13 protein-coding genes are annotated in these 17,317 nt (G+C 39.2%); 9 read left to right on the top strand and 4 right to left on the bottom strand.

What is annotated here, in order from left to right; all coding sequences use genetic code 11:
- Positions 1-13 precede the first annotated feature (13 nt).
- Entirely contained in the window at positions 14-1,357 is a 1,344-nt protein-coding gene (gene xseA, locus Q0779_RS01310) for an exodeoxyribonuclease VII large subunit (RefSeq protein WP_298768690.1), read from the bottom strand.
- A gap of 161 nt (positions 1,358-1,518) precedes the next feature.
- Between xseA and guaB the strand changes: the two genes are divergently transcribed.
- The 3 genes from guaB (at position 1,519) to Q0779_RS01325 (ending at position 7,836) form a co-directional block, all read left to right on the top strand.
- Entirely contained in the window at positions 1,519-2,982 is a 1,464-nt protein-coding gene (gene guaB, locus Q0779_RS01315) for an IMP dehydrogenase (RefSeq protein ID WP_298768692.1), read from the top strand.
- Between the two features lie 160 nt (positions 2,983-3,142).
- Entirely contained in the window at positions 3,143-4,720 is a 1,578-nt protein-coding gene (gene guaA / locus Q0779_RS01320; RefSeq protein ID WP_298768694.1) for a glutamine-hydrolyzing GMP synthase, read from the top strand.
- 1,265 nt (positions 4,721-5,985) lie between these two features.
- Complete coding sequence (locus tag Q0779_RS01325; RefSeq protein WP_298768696.1) at positions 5,986-7,836, top strand: ATP-binding protein; 1,851 nt, start codon at positions 5,986-5,988, stop codon at positions 7,834-7,836.
- A 240-nt stretch (positions 7,837-8,076) separates the two neighbouring features.
- Here the strand turns inward: Q0779_RS01325 and Q0779_RS01330 are convergent, their stop codons facing one another.
- Positions 8,077-9,012: an MFS transporter gene (locus Q0779_RS01330; protein ID WP_298769239.1), complete on the bottom strand. Its 936-nt coding sequence runs from the start codon at positions 9,010-9,012 to the stop codon at positions 8,077-8,079.
- A 61-nt stretch (positions 9,013-9,073) separates the two neighbouring features.
- Between Q0779_RS01330 and Q0779_RS01335 the strand changes: the two genes are divergently transcribed.
- Both Q0779_RS01335 and Q0779_RS01340 read left to right on the top strand, forming a co-directional pair.
- On the top strand, positions 9,074-10,066 hold the full coding sequence (locus Q0779_RS01335) for a transposase (RefSeq protein WP_298768698.1): 993 nt from the start codon (positions 9,074-9,076) through the stop codon (positions 10,064-10,066).
- A 1,040-nt stretch (positions 10,067-11,106) separates the two neighbouring features.
- Complete coding sequence (locus Q0779_RS01340) at positions 11,107-11,865, top strand: hypothetical protein (RefSeq protein ID WP_298768700.1); 759 nt, start codon at positions 11,107-11,109, stop codon at positions 11,863-11,865.
- Positions 11,866-11,896: 31 nt separating this feature from the next.
- Here the strand turns inward: Q0779_RS01340 and Q0779_RS01345 are convergent, their stop codons facing one another.
- A complete protein-coding gene (locus tag Q0779_RS01345; RefSeq protein ID WP_298768702.1) occupies positions 11,897-13,174 on the bottom strand; it encodes an MFS transporter in 1,278 nt (425 codons plus the stop codon).
- A 210-nt stretch (positions 13,175-13,384) separates the two neighbouring features.
- Here Q0779_RS01345 and Q0779_RS01350 point away from each other — a divergent pair, with 210 nt between their 5' ends.
- From Q0779_RS01350 to Q0779_RS01360, 3 genes are all read left to right on the top strand, one after another.
- A complete protein-coding gene (locus Q0779_RS01350; protein ID WP_298768715.1) occupies positions 13,385-13,723 on the top strand; it encodes a hypothetical protein in 339 nt (112 codons plus the stop codon).
- A 399-nt stretch (positions 13,724-14,122) separates the two neighbouring features.
- Positions 14,123-14,629 (top strand): hypothetical protein, encoded by a 507-nt coding sequence (locus tag Q0779_RS01355; RefSeq protein WP_298768717.1) that lies wholly within the window; start codon positions 14,123-14,125, stop codon positions 14,627-14,629.
- A gap of 439 nt (positions 14,630-15,068) precedes the next feature.
- Positions 15,069-15,554 carry a GNAT family N-acetyltransferase gene (locus Q0779_RS01360; RefSeq protein ID WP_298768719.1) on the top strand — a complete coding sequence of 162 codons (486 nt, stop codon included), beginning with the start codon at positions 15,069-15,071 and terminating at the stop codon, positions 15,552-15,554.
- 197 nt (positions 15,555-15,751) lie between these two features.
- Here Q0779_RS01360 and Q0779_RS01365 read toward each other — a convergent pair whose 3' ends face one another.
- A complete protein-coding gene (locus Q0779_RS01365) occupies positions 15,752-16,237 on the bottom strand; it encodes a GNAT family N-acetyltransferase (protein WP_298768721.1) in 486 nt (161 codons plus the stop codon).
- 95 nt (positions 16,238-16,332) lie between these two features.
- On the opposite strand from Q0779_RS01365, the gene Q0779_RS01370 reads away from it, so the two are divergent.
- Positions 16,333-17,235 (top strand): LysR family transcriptional regulator, encoded by a 903-nt coding sequence (locus Q0779_RS01370; RefSeq protein WP_298768724.1) that lies wholly within the window; start codon positions 16,333-16,335, stop codon positions 17,233-17,235.
- The last annotated feature ends 82 nt before the right edge of the window (positions 17,236-17,317 follow it).

Below are 17,317 nucleotides of genomic sequence, written 5' to 3' on the forward strand. Positions count from 1 at the left end.
TTGTTTTGTGACGCTATATATTCTTCTTGCTAATAACGCACGATTGCACTTCGCCAAAGCGTAATCGTGTATTCAATGTATCCCCTATTTCAATATCATCAGTACTTCTTAGGACTTGTCCTTGGTTATCGAAGGTAATACTGTAACCACGGCTCAGTGTTGCTAATGGGCTGACGGTGTCGAGTTGTTGGGTCAGGTGGCTAAATTGCTGCTCTTTTTGATTCATTAACGTGCCCATGGCATCGAACAAGCGTTTATGCAGGTGCGCTAATTGATTCGTATTGAGTTCCAGCTTATGGGTGGGAGATTGATTATTTAATCGGTGTAATAAAGCCTGTTGTCTCAGGTTGAGTTTATTTAAATAACGTTCCAGTGCATTGGTGAGTTTTAATTGTACCTCATCAAAGCCTTGTTGGAAGGTTTGCAAACGACGTTTGGGATCGTGGCGATATAATTGATGATTGAGTTTGGAGGTCGCAGCTTGTTTTTGCAATAAAAAATGCTGCCAGCTTTGCTTTAATCGTGAGTGCTGAGCGAGTAATTTTTGTTGTTTATTCACTGTATCTTTTGACAATAACTCGGCAGCTGCGGAAGGGGTTGGCGCCCTGAGATCGGCGACATAATCACTGATGGTGGTATCAATTTCATGACCCACGGCCGAGATCATTGGAATGGCGCTGTTATAAATATGGTGCGCCAAGGTTTCATCATTAAAACACCAAAGATCTTCTAATGATCCCCCACCTCGAGTCAGTAATAATACATCGACTTCATTGCGAGCATTGGCATTGACTATTGCCTGACACAAGCCTTTTGCAGCTACTGCCCCTTGCACTTGTGCGGGATAAATAATGACTTCAATAGAAGGATCGCGCCTTTCGAGCACATGTAAAATATCACGAATGGCGGCGCCGGTGGGTGAAGTGATCACCCCAATACGTTGTATATGTTGCGGTAAATCCCGTTTGGTATGAGTGGCAAATAAACCTTCGAAGGAGAGTTTTAATTTTAAGGCTTCATATTGCTGAGCGAGTAATCCATCGCCCGCTGGCTGCATACTATCAATGAGTAATTGATAATCGCCTCTGGGCTCATAGACACTGATATTGCCTCGAACCAAGACTTGCTGGCCGTTTGCGGGTCGAAATGTCACTTGTTGGTTGCGACCTTTAAACATGGCGCAGCGAATTTGAGAGCGCGTGTCTTTTAAGGTTAAATACCAATGACCAGAACTGGGTGCAGAAAAGTTAGAAATTTCTGCATTGAGCCAGACTCGACTCAATTGACCTTCGAGTAACTGACGTACTTCACCATTGAGACGTGAGACAGTATAAACATCGTTTTTATTTTTTGGCATAAGTCTATTTCATTACAGCTTATTTTCGAGGCTGAGTGAGTGTAGCAATCGGATTAATGAGTTTCAGTGCTATTTTCCATTTACTTGAATAGATATGCAAGGTATAATCTCGCCGCAATATTTACCCACCTAATAATCGATTCTCTTTGGGGACATGTTGCATGCTAAGATTGAAAAAAGAAGCGTTAACTTTTGATGATGTGTTGCTGGTTCCAGCACACTCTACCGTTCTGCCTAACACTGCCTCGCTGAAAACTCGCCTGACCAATAAAATCGACCTTAACATGCCTATCGTTTCCGCTGCAATGGATACGGTGACTGAAGCGCGTTTAGCCATTGCCATGGCGCAAGAAGGCGGCATGGGTTTTATTCATAAAAACATGAGTATAGAGCAGCAAGCTGAGGAAGTTCGTAAGGTTAAAATTTACGAAGCGGGTATCGTACAGCAACCTGTTACCGTGACCCCGGATACCAGTCTTGAAACCTTAAAGGTGTTAACCGCTAAGCATGGTTTTGCAGGTTATCCTGTGGTTACCAGTGCTAACGAATTAGTGGGGATTATAACAGGCCGTGATGTGCGCTTTATTACTGACTGGAGCCGTACGGTCGATGAAGTGATGACGCCAAAAGCAAGACTCGTGACAGTGCTTGAAGGGACGCCATTACCGGATGTGCAAAAACTCATGCACACTAATCGCATAGAAAAAGTCTTAGTGGTCGATAGCGACTTTAAATTAACGGGCTTGATCACAGTTAAAGATTTCCAAAAAGCCGAACAAAAACCCAATGCCTGTAAAGATGAACTGGGTCGCTTACGTGTGGGCGGCGCTGTGGGTGCGGGTGCGGGGAACGAAGAGCGCGTCGATGCACTGGTTGCTGCTGGTGTGGATGTATTATTAATCGATTCCTCTCATGGACACTCTGAAGGTGTGCTGCAACGTATTCGTGATACTCGTGAAAAATACCCTGAGCTTCAAATTGTCGGCGGTAACGTGGCCACGGCAGAAGGGGCATTAGCCTTAGTTGAAGCAGGCGTCAATGCAGTGAAAGTGGGAATTGGTCCAGGGTCGATTTGTACGACGCGTATTGTAACGGGTGTGGGTGTTCCGCAAATTACGGCGGTATCGGACGCTGCTGCCGCTATTGCGCATCTTGATATTCCTGTTATTGCCGATGGTGGCATTCGTTTCTCAGGCGATTTAGCGAAAGCGTTAGCCGCTGGTGCATCGTGTATCATGGCAGGCTCTATGTTTGCCGGAACCGATGAAGCGCCGGGTGAAACTGAGCTGTATAAGGGCCGTGCGTATAAATCTTATCGCGGTATGGGCTCATTGGGCGCTATGACGCAAGGCTCATCAGATCGTTATTTCCAAAGCGATAACGCTGCCGACAAGTTAGTGCCTGAAGGCATTGAAGGTCGTGTGCCTTATAAAGGTAAATTAAAAGAAATTATTCATCAGTATATGGGCGGGTTACGTTCATGTATGGGGCTGACTGGTTGCCCTACGATTAAAGCACTCAATGAGAAGGCCGAATTTGTGAAGGTGACCTCGGCGGGTATGGGTGAGTCCCATGTACACGATGTGCAAATGAGTAAAGAAGCGCCGAACTACCGTTCTTCGTAACACGCTTTTGTCGAGGCGGCCCGTAAAAGGGCCGCCTCGCTGCTATTTGGCTATGCTTATGTTGCTATGATGATATTGCTATGAGTATGTAGTGATGGGGATTTAGCATAGCCATTTTGATTGTTAATGTAATTGATACAGACAGAGAGATAAGTATTCCATGAGTGATATTCATGAGCATAAGATCCTTATTTTAGATTTTGGATCTCAGTACACCCAATTAATTGCCCGTCGTATTCGTGAAATCGGTGTTTATTGTGAGTTGTGGGCATGGGATGTGTCTGAAGCGCAGATCCGAGACTTTGCGCCTAATGGCATTATTTTAGCCGGCGGCCCTGAAAGTGTGACTGAGACTAACTCACCTCGAGCAACGGAATATGTGTTTAATGCGGGTGTGCCCGTTCTTGGTATTTGCTATGGAATGCAAACCATGTCAGCACAATTAGGCGGCGAAGTAATTGAAGGCATTGGAGAAGGCGAATTTGGTTATGCGCAAGTAAAACTTGAAGCGCAGTCGACTTTCTTTAAAGATATTCAAGATGCCTTGAGCGAAGACGGTGAGCCACTCCTTGATGTGTGGATGAGCCACGGTGATAAAGTGTCAAAGATCCCAGAAGGCTTTGTCACCGTCGCCAGTACCGACACCTGTCCATTTGCTGCCATGGCTAATGAAGAGAAGCACTTCTACGGCGTGCAGTTTCATCCAGAGGTGACCCATACTCGCCAAGGGTTGCGTATGTTAGAAAACTTTGCACTGCGTATTTGTCAGTGTGAAGCCAATTGGAAACCCAGCTCCATTATCGAAGATGCGGTTGCTCGTTTAAAAGCACAGATTGGTGATGATGAAGTGATTTTAGGCTTATCTGGTGGCGTCGATTCCTCCGTGGTGGCCATGTTATTACACCGCGCCATCGGCGATAAGCTCACCTGCGTGTTTGTCGATAATGGCTTATTGCGCCTCAATGAAGCTAACCAAGTGCTGGATATGTTCGGCGATCGCTTTGGCTTGAATATTGTCCATGTGGATGCTGAAAATCGTTTCCTCGATGCACTTAAAGGTGAAGCGGAGCCTGAAGCTAAACGTAAAATTATTGGTCATGTGTTCGTGGATATTTTCGATGAAGAGTCCAAAAAATGTGCCAATGCAAAATGGCTTGCACAAGGGACCATTTACCCCGATGTGATTGAATCAGCAGGCAGCGCAACAGGCAAAGCTCATGTGATTAAATCGCACCATAATGTGGGCGGGCTTCCCGATGACATGGAACTGGGTTTAGTTGAGCCTTTGCGTGAACTGTTTAAAGATGAAGTCCGTAAAGTCGGTCTTGAGTTAGGCCTGCCTTATGACATGTTATATCGTCATCCTTTTCCTGGACCTGGACTCGGTGTGCGCGTGTTAGGTGAAGTGAAAAAAGAATATTGCGACTTACTGCGCCGCGCCGATGCGATTTTCATTGAAGAGTTACATGAAGCTGATCTTTATAATAAAGTCAGCCAAGCGTTCACGGTCTTTTTACCGGTACGTTCGGTGGGCGTCATGGGTGATGGCCGTAAATACGATTGGGTGGTGTCGCTGCGCGCCGTTGAAACGATAGACTTTATGACGGCGCATTGGGCCCATTTACCCTATGATTTCTTAGGCCGTGTGTCTAACCGTATCATCAATGAAATCGATGGTATTTCTCGCGTAGTCTATGATATCTCGGGTAAGCCGCCAGCCACAATTGAGTGGGAATAAGGTATTCCTTGAGACCTATTCTTGAGCCCTTACTTTGAGCGGGTTATGACGTTTCAATAGTGCATTAACTTTATGTTAGCCCCATATTGACTTGAGTATGAAATCCCTATTGGTGAAAACTAATAGGGATTTTTTTGTTTATTTTTTTGGATTATTCTAATCGATTCGTATGCTTGCAAGTCGAACCTTTATGGGGGGTTATTGCCTGCAGCAGACTTATGTGCAAATACAAAAAATAACCCGCCGTAAATATATCCCTATAGGCTCAACGAAGGCATCCTTGCCTCCGATGGCTATTTTTGCATTTACACTGATTTAAAATCAAAAGCTGGATGGACTCCTCTAATTGAGTGTGTTGTGAGTTGAATTTTTGGTGGTATTTATTGCTTGTCGCAGGCTAAGGTAGTGGATCCCCACTCCTTCCTGTAATAAAGAGTGGGGGATGGAGGATTAAGCGTCGCTTAATGGAAGAGCTTTCTTTTTCATCTGCGGTGAGTATAAGGTCGTGAGTTCCCACTCCTTCCTGTAATAAAGAGTGGGTAAAGAGGACTGTTCGTCCTTATCCTCTTTACAATCTCCATGACGCCCGACGGAGTATTTCACTTCAATTTTCGATGAACAAAAATATTTACCGCCTCATATTCGCCGTCCTTGGCTCAACTAAGGCTATTTTCGACATCCTGTCTTAATCACAATATTTTCTATCGAAAAGTTAAAGTTACTCCGATGGGGATCTTAAAGACAAAGACAAAAGCAAAAATCACAAGCAAAAAAAGAGTGTTTCTTCGAATTGGGTTCTTTTAAATGAAAATTGTGATCTAGGTTGATGGTTTAGTATTAATGGGTGATGCTATATCACACTTTTTTTAGGTAGCTTACTGACAGGTAATTTAGGTATTGAAATGCAGATTAAGCTTTTCTGTTTATATTCGTCATTCATTTTAAAGGGATATTAATGTTAAAGACATTGGCTGTATTTGCTCTATTATTTATTTCATTTCAATCTCCAGTTAAATCAATTATGTCTTAACTGGGTTAGTCGTATCAATTAAACCACGTCAAAGTGTTGAATCCGCCAAATGCAAACTTAGACGATGAAAGAGTTAGGTATTTTTAGTGCGGAGTAACAAAAACCTAACAAATTTCTTAAACGGACAAAAAACAGTTGGCTTTTTCTCGTTCCTCGCTAATTTTAGCCAGCTATTTTATTTCCACTTAGCAAAGCATTATGTGCCAGCGCAAGTATCAAGTAACGGAGTACATCAATGAAAATTTCAAAGTTAGAGTTAACAAATTTCCGTGGTTATAGAAATGTATGCGTTGAGTTTGATGAAAATTTCAATGTTATCATTGGTAAGAACGACATTGGGAAATCGACAATACTTGAAGCACTAGAAATATTTTTTAACAATGAAACGGTAAAAATAGATATTGATGACCATAATGTTCATGCAAATGACGAGCAATTTATGGCTATTCAGGTGAGTTTTAAACCTGAAAATAAAGAATACACAATTGATACTGTTCCAACTGACCTAAATAAAGAATACCTTCTCGATTCGAGTAGAAATCTCTCAGTGAAAAAAATATGGGATTGTTCGAAAGATAAGCTTTCAGTTGCGTCACTTAAAACCTACCTATTAGCTAACTATCCGACGGTATTTGAAACCCCATTGATATCTATGAAGATTGCAGATCTGAAAAAGTTACTTACTAACTATGATGACAAGCTAGATATTAATGAAGTTAAGAAAAATAAAAGTTCCTCAATTAGGCAAGCAATTTATGAAGTAGAAGAAATAAATAAATTTTCAGAGATTGAGATTCCTATCGACAAGGAAGACGGGAAAAAGATTTGGGAGTCACTAAAATTAGATTTGCCATTATTTTTTATTTTTCAATCAGATAGAGCGAATAAAGACTCTGATAAAGAAGTACAAGATCCTCTTAAAGCAATTACTAAAACAGCAATTAGCCAGCTACAAGCTGAACTTGACGACGTGAAAGAGCAAATACGAGCTAAAGCAGAATTGCTTGGTTTAAAAACTCTTGAAAAGCTGAAAGAAATGAGCCCAGAAATTGCTGATGTACTCTCCCCTGAAATGTCTAACAAGCCTTGGGAGTCGTTATTTTCATTTTCCTTTAACTGTGATGATGGGATTCCGATCAATAAGAGAGGCAGTGGAGTCAGAAGGCTGATATTGCTTAATTATTTTAGAGCAGAAGCAGAAAGAAAAAATGCTGATGATAGAAATGTCATTTACGCAATTGAAGAGCCCGAAACATCACAACATCCAACTTGGCAGGTGGAGTTGTTTAATGCACTTGTTGAGCTTTCTGAAAACGAAAATACTCAAGTACTTATCACAACACATAGTCCTTCTCTTGCGGGGCTAGTTAATACTGACAAAATTAGGTTCATTAACAAAAATGATGGCCTGCCCATTGTTCAGAAAGGAACTGAAGAAAATTTAGAAGAAATTTCACAAACATTAGGTATGCTACCAGATGTCACACTATCAATTGATAATCTAGGTGTAAAAGCAATACTGTGCTTGGAAGGTCCAACGGATGTGGAGTTCTTTAGCCATATTGGTAAATTATTTGATTTAGATTTAGAGAATGATGATCGGATCCTCACTATATTTTTAGGTGGTGGCACTCTGATGCACTGGGTAAATAAAAATTATCTAGCCAAATTAGACAAACCCGAAATGCACATTTACGACAATGATGTTACAAAGTATCAAATTGCAGTTGATCAAGTAAACCAAAGAGCTGGATCATGGGCTGCATTAACGAATATGTTAGAGGTTGAAAATTATATCCATCCAAGATTGATCAAAGAGGTTTACCCAATCGAAGAGGAATTTATGCACTCTAATGATGGTTGGGTTGAAGAATGGAAAACCAAAAATATACCTAAAGATCTTTCAGTTTTTCTAAAATCTATTAAAGCTGCTGGTAACACAAAAATTGTTGGTGAGGGGGCAGGTACAATTAAAAGAGTATTGTCTGAAAAGGCTGCACCATTAATGACTCTCGATGACTTAATTCAATTAGAAGCTCATGAAGAAGTTAGTGGATGGTTTAATAGAATAAAGGGAATCTTATAATAAACAATTATATAGTGAACATTGATTCAGAACAAACTTTTTTGTCGGTTATTATGGCAATCCAAAGTCGAGAGTCTAGCGGTAAACGTATTATACCGCTTTGGTAGCACTATATTAGAGAATGGAAGCAAGCTTGCGGTGAGCTTTTTTGATTATGCTTAGTGAGGATCAGCCTGAATTCATGTTTAACGTTTATCTATAAATATGTTCAAAGTTTAGCGTCAAAATTTAGGATCTGGCTTAATCGGGTAGCGGTTTACCGGCGGTTTCAGCGATAAAGAAGGTGACAACGAGGGAAAGCACTGCGGTTGCCATAAGATAATAGGCGGGTGAAAAATCATTCGAAGTGCGTTCGAGTAAATAGGTGGCGACTAACGGTGTGGTACCGCCAAAAATGCCCATACACAGGTTATAGCCGATCCCAGAGGCACTACAACGCACTTTTGTCGGTAAAATTTCAACCATAACAGCTGACAATCCTGAATAGCCTACGCCGAAAAGGAGGGCAAAACCTGCTTGTCCAGCCAAAATCATCCAAAAATTGTGATGATGCATCATCCACCATAATGGCCATGAAAAGAATAATGCACCCAAGGCTACAAAGTATAATAGGGGTTTTCGCCCTACTTTATCAGACAGAATAGCACTGAAAGTAATCACGGGAAGAAGAATGATGAGGCTTAAGGTATTAATATCTAATGCACTAGAAGTTGACACATGCATTTGTTCTGTTAAGTAAGAGATGGCGTAAACCCAAAGAAGATAAAATCCTACTGCATTGACAAGTGACAAACAGATTATCTGCATTATTTCTCGCCAATGATCACGAATGGCGGCGATAAAGGGGATGGTATCGATGGGTTTGGCATGATCAAAAGAGCTTGATTCAGTCATATGGCGACGGAATAACGTTGCGCAGACGGCAATGAGTGCGCCGATTAAAAAAGGAATGCGCCATCCCCATGCTTGGAATGCTTCGGCACTTAACAGGTTACTGAACAAAGAACAGAGTGCCGATCCTAAAAGAAAGCCGATAACACTGCCAAACATTGGCCAACTGGTGTTAAATCCGCGTTTATCAATCGATGAATGTTCAGCAAGAAAAACAATGGAGCTTGGGTATTCTCCGCCTACGGATAAACCTTGAAAGGCTTTACATGGACACCCAAAATTAATTGCCTAGTTTATGTTCATAAACTAGGCTTTTATTATTGATTGGAAAGATTGGATTAACGTGATGCCAACAGCCAGAAAAGCCATTGTGAGTATTGAAGATACGCCATATTATCATTGTATTTCCCGTTGTGTCAGGCGAGCCTATTTGTGCGGTGAGGATGCATATACGGGTCAATCCTATGAGCATAGGCGAGCATGGGTTGAAGATCGTATTCTTAAATTGGGTGACATCTTTGCGATTGATATTTGTGCTTATGCTGTGATGTCTAACCATCTGCATTTAGTTCTTTGTGTGGATATTTATGAGGCGAATGCTTGGTCGGAACGGGAGGTTGTCGAGCATTGGCATCAGTTATTCAACGGTACCGATATTACTCGAAAGTTTGTTAAAGGCTTAGCACTTGAAGAGTATGAAGTGGTTCTATTATCAGAAACTATTGCTAAATACCGTAGTCGTTTAAGTGATATAAGCTGGTTTATGAGGGCATTGAATGAGCCTATTGCAAGAAAAGCGAATTTTGAGGACAAGTGTAGTGGTCGTTTTTGGGAAGGGAGATTTAAATCTCAAGCATTACTTGATGAGGCTGCTGTGCTTGCTTGTATGGCTTATGTGGATTTGAATCCTATTCGTGCGAAAATGGCCGATACGGTCGAGCAGTCAGATTTTACCAGTATTCAGCGTCGAATAAAGGCCGTATTAAAAGGCGAACAGCCAACAGAATTACTTGATTTTGTAGGTAATGAAACACGAGAAGAACCGAAAGGTTTGTTATTTCATCTTAAAGATTATTTGCAGTTAGTGGATGAAACGGGTCGTATTATTTACAATGAGAATCGTGCAGATAAGCGCGGTGTGATAAGTGATGTGGCAATGCCAATCCTCAATCGATTGAATATTCCACAAGAAAATTGGCTTAAATTGACGACCGAATTTACGCGTTTATTTAAAGGTCCTGTTGGCAGTTTACAAGAATTGGATGCTTATTGTGCGCATCTAGAACGAAAACGACGACAAGGTGCTGGGAATTGCCATCGTTGGCTTGATAGCGCTTAATGGGGTTTGACGAGTACTTAGCTCTAGTCATGTATCCTCCCTATCTTTATATCGCTCTGAACATTTTCTGATAATAGCTCAGTTGCTTATCTTTATTGAAATTCATATAACTTAATAGTTTTTATAAAGCTACTGACAGTTTTGATGTTAAAGTAATCTTTAAATCAGTGAGGAAGCTCAAAGAGTCGATTTTTAGCATGAGGATTTTGGACTATATTGTTAGAAATTAATCATGGATGTCTTTTTTAGGCATTTCTTAGGCAGTCTATCTTAGGCATTTTTAGAAATTAATCATGGATGTCTATCTTAGGCACTATCTTAGGCATTTCCCAGAAAAAGCGGCTATACCGAGTTTTGATTTATTTTAAGTAGAAACTATATGTCTTGATTAGATATTAAAAATTTATTTTTCAATAGAATATGGTATAAGATTTATGATTGTTAGTGCATGATGTCAATTATTTAGAGAATTCGGCAACTGATAGTTGTTACTTTCTCTATTCCATAATCCATAAACTGAAAGTAACACTTTACTCATTTTAAATGAAAAGTTGTTATTTATTTTATTTATGTTTTTATACTGATGCTATATTAAGGTTTGAAAATAAGTAAGGTAATAGCTAATTTATTTCAATGCGTTTGTATATTAATGATGTAATTAATCGTCATTTATATGCTTTTTATGCTACTTAATGTTCACATTTGTTAGTGAGCTTTCTTTAATCGTTCATAGATAGGGAATAATTTTATAGTAAACTTACTTTGTTGTTTTTAAATGACATTTAAATATCAGCGAAAAGTGTTTTCGATGTGCCTTTACGTTTATTTAAATAAAATTTAATTTATTATCTTGCATTTATGTGATTTTTGTTTTGACTGTTTTTGTTATTGGTTTATGATAATAAGCTCAACTTTAATTATATCTTGTTTTCTATAATATTAAGGCTGGGGGTAGTTGCTTAAAATGTATTTAAGTGGCTTTTTTTTTGTGTTTTATTTTAGAACAGTTTATCTTTATCATTAATGTCTAAGGAGACAAAATGCTTGTAGGATTATTGCCAAACTTTATGAAGTTTACTACCGCTTTAGATTTAGTGAGAGTGGGCCGAGATTATGATGGCGGCTATTTAGTATCGAAAAGTGATATTGATAAGTCTGATGTGTTAATAGGTTTAGGGATCAATGATGATTGGAGCTTTGAAAGTGACTTTTGTCAATATAATGATGTGCCTGTTTATGCCTATGATGCGTCTGTTAGTAAGAAAGTTTTTTTTAAGAATATTAAAAATGCATTTAGACGGTTTCATCGACCAAAACCTTTATTACATTGGATAAAGGTCTATAACTCTTATAAAAAATTCTTTACTGGAAATAAGCATCACATTGAAAAGTTTGTAGGATTGAATGCAGGTGGGGTTCATTGCAGTATGGATGAAGTCTTTAAAGATACAGATTATAAAAATATTTTTCTTAAAATAGATATAGAGTCTTCTGAATACAGGATCCTTGAAAGTTTGATTGAGAATCAAGATAGGATCACTGGAATGGCGATTGAGTTTCATTATTGTGATGTTCACTTAGAGCGTATTCGCTCTTTCATCGAAAGGTTCAAGCTCCCCTTAGTCCATATTCATGCCAATAATATTGCGGCGATCAGAATCGATGATTCGTTACCTTCAGTGTTAGAGTTAACCTTTAGTCAATACGCAAAAACAGGGAGTAACATGTCTATGCCTCATGAGTTAGATATGCCTAATAGTGAAAAATTTGATGAAATAGCTTTGCGTGTGGTTGAATAATAGTACTTGAGTTGATATCCGAATGAGTACTTTAATCTGGAAGTGCTTTTCCAGCCGTTTCGGTAATAAAGAAGGTGACAACGAGGGAAAGCACTGCGGTTGCCATGAGATAATAGGCGGGAGAAAAATCATTCGAAGTGCGTTCGAGTAAATAGGTGGCGACCAATGGGGTGGTGCCGCCAAAAATCCCCATGCACAAATTATATCCGATCCCAGAGGCACTACAACGGACTTTTGTCGGTAAAATTTCAACCATAACAGCCGACAATCCTGAATAGCCTACGCCGAAAAGGAGTGAGAAACCTGCTTGTCCAGCCAAAATCATCCAAAAATTGTGATGATGCATCATCCACCATAATGGCCATGAAAAGAATAATGCGCCTAATGCTACAAAGTATAATAGGGGTTTTCGCCCCACTTTATCAGACAAAATAGCGCTAAATGTTATCACAGGAAGAAGAATGATGAGACTTAAGGTGTTAATGTTTAATGCATTAGATGTCGACACATGCATTTGTTCTGTTAAATAAGAGATGGCGTAAACCCAAAGCAGGTAAAAGCCTACTGCATTGACCAGTGATAAACAGATTATTTGCAATATTTCTTGCCAATGATCACGAATAGCGACGATAAAGGGGATAGTATCGATGGGTTTAGCATGATCAAAAGAGCTTGATTCGGTCATATGGCGACGAAATAACGTAGCACAGACGGCAATGAGTGCGCCGATTAAAAAAGGAATGCGCCATCCCCATGCTTGGAATGCGTCAGCACTTAACAAGTTACTAAAGAGAGAACAGATAGCCGAACCTAAAAGAAAGCCGATAACACTGCCAAACATTGGCCAACTGGTGTTAAATCCGCGTTTATCAATAGACGAATGTTCAGCAAGAAAAACAATGGAGCTTGGGTATTCTCCACCAACGGATAAACCTTGAAGGATCCTTAAAATAATAAGTAATATAGCGGCCATGGAGCCGATTTCTGCATGGGTGGGAAGAAAGGCAATGGCAGTGGTACCTGCTCCCATCATGATGACAGAACAGATCAGTGCAGGCTTTCTCCCCATTTTATCAGCCATATGGCCAAGTAATACTCCACCTAAGGGACGGGCAATATAACCAACGGCTAGTACAGCAAATGCCGCTAGAAGAGATGTGAAAGGATCGCTACTGGGAAAGAAAAGTTTACCAATGATAGGCGCCATCGTGCCATAAACTGCAAAGTCATACCATTCAAGGGTATTGCCAATAGCGCCCGAGATGATATTGCGTTGTTTTATGACTTGAGAAGAAATAAATAGTACCAAGCTAATTCAATTTATATAATCAGCGTAGAAGTGAAAGAAAGCAAAATCCAGCATCAAGATGTTAGAAATGATTACTGAAAAGTCTGAATGAGTTGAGAACACTTAGAGAGGTTCATTTTACCACTTGAATGTTAACATTAGTATTCAGAAGAGATGAAGTATGTCATTTATTGCTATAAATACAATGTGATGAGTAGATAAGGACGAAAGATGAGAGATGATCATGATGAAAACTTCAGACGATTAATACGGATCGCTAAGTTTATAGTCCCTTTATTTATTTTGATTTTTGCCAGTGCTATCGCTTGGTTTGAGTTCAGTAATCAAGTGATTAATATTCAGATTACGGATAAAAATGTCCACTGGAGTGAAGGTTGCTCCGAGGGGCGTTGCTCAGGTATAGCGACTTTTTATGTTAAAACAAAAGCTGAGACCTTTATTACAACCCAATTTATTTATAGCCAAATGCAAGTGGGGCAGCGTTACGATGTGGAAACAGAGGGATTTACATTTTTTGCCGTTCATCGACGGATCGATTATCTCTTTTAAAACTCGATAATTTTATTGCCTATATGGTTAAATGTTATTGATTTTTAAAATAATACTTACCATCGATATCTTCTTCAATCTTTTTCTATTTTTGCATTGAAAAGTTGAAGTATTATGATTTGTTATAAAGTAACCATGTTGTTGGATTTAATTTCTCATTTCCTCTTCCTTACGAGTATGAAGACAGTTTAAGAAGAAGGATTTTTATTAAGCCTCTTTTTTATTTAAGCCCTATTTTTTCCCATAAAAAGAAAGTGTCACATTAAAAATAAATGTGAGTAAATATGATGTTTGTCAAATTTATTGATATTGAGAATGGTTATCATTGTAATAAGTGTATCTCTAGTGTTACATTTTGTTTGATTGGTTTTTTTTATTTTAATAATCGTAGGAATAAAAATGAAAAAAAAATGGATAATGGGTTTCGTGGCTTCGCTGACTTTTTTACCTACTTTGGCCCAAGCGGATACTTATCTTGGTCGGTATATTTGTCATTCCAATGAGGTATTAAGACAAAATGGTGATTTAGGTGCCAAGGTAGATTCTCGATTAGAGCTCAGATTAAAGCAGGATGATGATGGTTTAGTATCGCTTATTCAAGGAATGGGGCATCTGATCACAAACTATGCAGCAGATGATAATTTATTAGATGATGAATATGCATATTACGGTTTGTTTAATTCACATTCTCTAAAGGAAAATCCGGATTATGCGCCTCGTGTTTATCTTAATCATCATCAATTTAAAGCTTTTAATGCAATGGTGACAAATAATAATGACGGGGGAGGAATGTGGGGGAATTTAGTGATCCCGAAAACATTAACGACAGAAATTGAAGTGCATTATATCTTTCAATCAGGCGATCACATGGGCGGCACGGTTGATTATCAATGTGTGAGTGGGTAAGGTTTATTTTGGACTTGACACATCTATTTTAGATACGACGAATATATCATTTATAGGTTGTTATTATGACGAGTAAATGATATTTTGAATTTTGCATTGATGGATCAATGTGTATTTGCTTTATTAACTTAGAAAAGGACTTTCTATGAAAAAGCTATCATTATTTGTATTCTGTAGTCTTTCTGTTATTGTTTTATTTTTTTTAACTTCGTTTGAACCGCTTTTAATTCCTCTTATTACCTTTCAGCCCAGTCAATCTCAATGGCCTTACAAACCTTTTACTGTTCGTTGCCTTGGAGTGAATAAAAATCAGCTATCTTAGGGGGAAGATAATGTTATTCATTTATTTTATCCTGTTACATGGAAAAAATAGTGATATAAATTCAGTATCTTGTATTATTGCTGAGATCCAAGAATGAATATTACGTGAAGAAAAGGGATGAGTAAACTGATGTATCGCATAAGAAAAGCTGAACTTACCGATGTAGAGCGATTACAAGCCCTTCAATTTCAAATTAACGCGTTTCATAAAAAGCACTTACCCGATGACTTTCTTTCTCCTGAAGAAATTGCAAAAAACATTAATTTGAATGAGTTTATCGACAGTCAAAATTATATTGTGCTGGTGGTTGAGCATGACAATGACGTAGCTGGTTTTGTGATGGGCAATGTGTGGGAGCGAAAATCTTGGGTATTACAACGGCGTCAAATAGCCAGTTTACAGCAAATTGCGGTTGATACTGCTCATCAGCGCAAGGGCCTCGGGAAAATGTTAGTGGAAGCGTTTGAGCATGAAGCTAAGCAAAAAGGCAGTGAAGAACTTTGGTTAGAGGTGTATGCCTTCAATGAAGATGCGATTGAATTGTACAAGCGTCAAGGGATTGAACCCACATTGCTTTTTGGACAAAAGAGACTGATTGCCTGATGAAATTTAAAATATTAATGCTCAGATAGAATGAAGTGTTAAAGTAGAATAAGGAGCCGTTAAGTCTTGCCCTCTGAAAAACCTTGTTGAAGACATGCTAGGAAAGAAAGTGAGTGATCTTCATTAATGTCATTGACATAGGAACTTAAGCGCCCGTGTTCCATAGGGCGTTTAAGCATTTTGTTAAATTGAAAGGGTTAATCTTTTTCGGCGAAGTCGATGAGTGTTTGCCCTGACATACGGTAGCCGACCCATTCATCTTGTGATTTTGCCCCAATTGAATGATAAAAATCTCGCGATGGTTTATTCCAATCAAGACAACTCCATTCAAATCGACCGCAATTGTTTTGCAGCGCAATTTGAGCCATTTTTTTCAGTAATAATTTGCCAGCGCCTTTACCTCTGTGCTCTGGTGAGACATAAAGATCTTCAAGGTATAGCCCTGGTTTGGCTAACCAAGTTGAGTAGTTATAAAAATAAATTGCCATGCCAAGTGCTTGTCCATCTTGCTCACAAATTAATGCGTTCACATGGCTGTTACTTGAAAACATGCTTTTCTTAAGTGTTTCTTCTGTGGCAAGCACTTCATGTTCTGCTTTTTCATAAATAGCCAATTCACGCACAAAATGTAAAATCAGTGCCGCATCTGATGTTTGAGCTTGGCGAATAAATAAGGGTTCCACAGACTTCTCCGTTATATATGATTGACCTTATCATACTGCTTGTCATAATATGATTACAGTGCATTATTTTCATGTCAATATGTGTTCTATTCATAATGAATTTATATCAAATCGATTTAAACTTACTGATTTTATTTGAAGCTTTGTATCGTCATAGAAGGGTATCAACGGCAGCGGAAGACATTTGTTTGAGCCAATCAGCATTCAGCCATGGTTTATCCCGACTGAGGAAACGGTTAGATGATGAATTGTTTGTTCGCGTCAATAATCTGATGGAGCCAACATCACTCGCTCATGATCTTGCTTGCCATCTTTCTCCAGCGTTAGAACAGATCCATATAGGATTGAATAATCGTTTAACCTTCGATCCTGCTACCAGTGATATTGAACTTAAATTTGCTGCAACAGATTATACTCAATTTAGTTTATTACCCAAGTTAGTGAGCCATATTACTAAAGTCGCGCCTAATATTCGTATTACGCTTGTGTCGTCGGAAGATAAAATGCCAACGGAGAAACTGATTAGTGGGGAGTTAGATTTTGTACTGGGCTTTAGTCATGAAGTGGAAAAGTCATCGACGATTGATTATCAGACTTGGTTGAAAGATAGTTATTGTGCTATTGCGAGAAAAAACCATCCTAAATTGAAAAATGGTTTGACGTTAGAGGCATTTTTAAATTTATCCCATGTACGAATTTCGCCTTGGGGTGAGAAAAAAGGGATTGTCGATCATCAACTTGCGGCTTTGGGACTGAGCCGTCATGTTACCTTGCAATTACCCAGTGCCCTTGTCGCACCTTATACGGTTGCTAATTCAGATTTGCTCCTTACCTTGCCTAGGTTGTTGGTATCCAATGTGGCTGACATGCTGGATATTGATATTTACCCGCCTCCGGTTGATATGCCTCAATATCAATTAAATATTTACTGGCATAAATTGAATGCCAGTAAGGCGAGTCATCGTTGGCTAAGGCAGTTGATTGAACAATTGAGCTGAAAGGTATGGTTTCGTGGGGGAGGGCAATGTTAAGCCTCAAAGTGTCATCAAAAATAATACTTTGAGGCGTGGCTCTTCGTTT

The sequence above is a fragment of the uncultured Shewanella sp. genome (assembly GCF_947491715.1).
GTDB lineage: Bacteria > Pseudomonadota > Gammaproteobacteria > Enterobacterales > Shewanellaceae > Shewanella.

Excerpts from the sequence above, each read along its gene's own strand:
- guaA (WP_298768694.1), top strand. The coding sequence starts at position 3,143 with ATGAGTGATATTCATGAGCATAAGATCCTTATTTTAGATTTTGGATCT.
- Q0779_RS01325 (WP_298768696.1), top strand. The coding sequence starts at position 5,986 with ATGAAAATTTCAAAGTTAGAGTTAACAAATTTCCGTGGTTATAGAAAT.
- Q0779_RS01355 (WP_298768717.1), top strand. The coding sequence starts at position 14,123 with ATGAAAAAAAAATGGATAATGGGTTTCGTGGCTTCGCTGACTTTTTTA.
- Q0779_RS01340 (WP_298768700.1), top strand. The coding sequence starts at position 11,107 with ATGCTTGTAGGATTATTGCCAAACTTTATGAAGTTTACTACCGCTTTA.
- guaB (WP_298768692.1), top strand. The coding sequence starts at position 1,519 with ATGCTAAGATTGAAAAAAGAAGCGTTAACTTTTGATGATGTGTTGCTG.
- Q0779_RS01350 (WP_298768715.1), top strand. The coding sequence starts at position 13,385 with ATGAGAGATGATCATGATGAAAACTTCAGACGATTAATACGGATCGCT.
- Q0779_RS01335 (WP_298768698.1), top strand. The coding sequence starts at position 9,074 with ATGCCAACAGCCAGAAAAGCCATTGTGAGTATTGAAGATACGCCATAT.
- Q0779_RS01370 (WP_298768724.1), top strand. The coding sequence starts at position 16,333 with ATGAATTTATATCAAATCGATTTAAACTTACTGATTTTATTTGAAGCT.
- Q0779_RS01360 (WP_298768719.1), top strand. The coding sequence starts at position 15,069 with ATGAGTAAACTGATGTATCGCATAAGAAAAGCTGAACTTACCGATGTA.
- xseA (WP_298768690.1), bottom strand. The coding sequence starts at position 1,357 with ATGCCAAAAAATAAAAACGATGTTTATACTGTCTCACGTCTCAATGGT.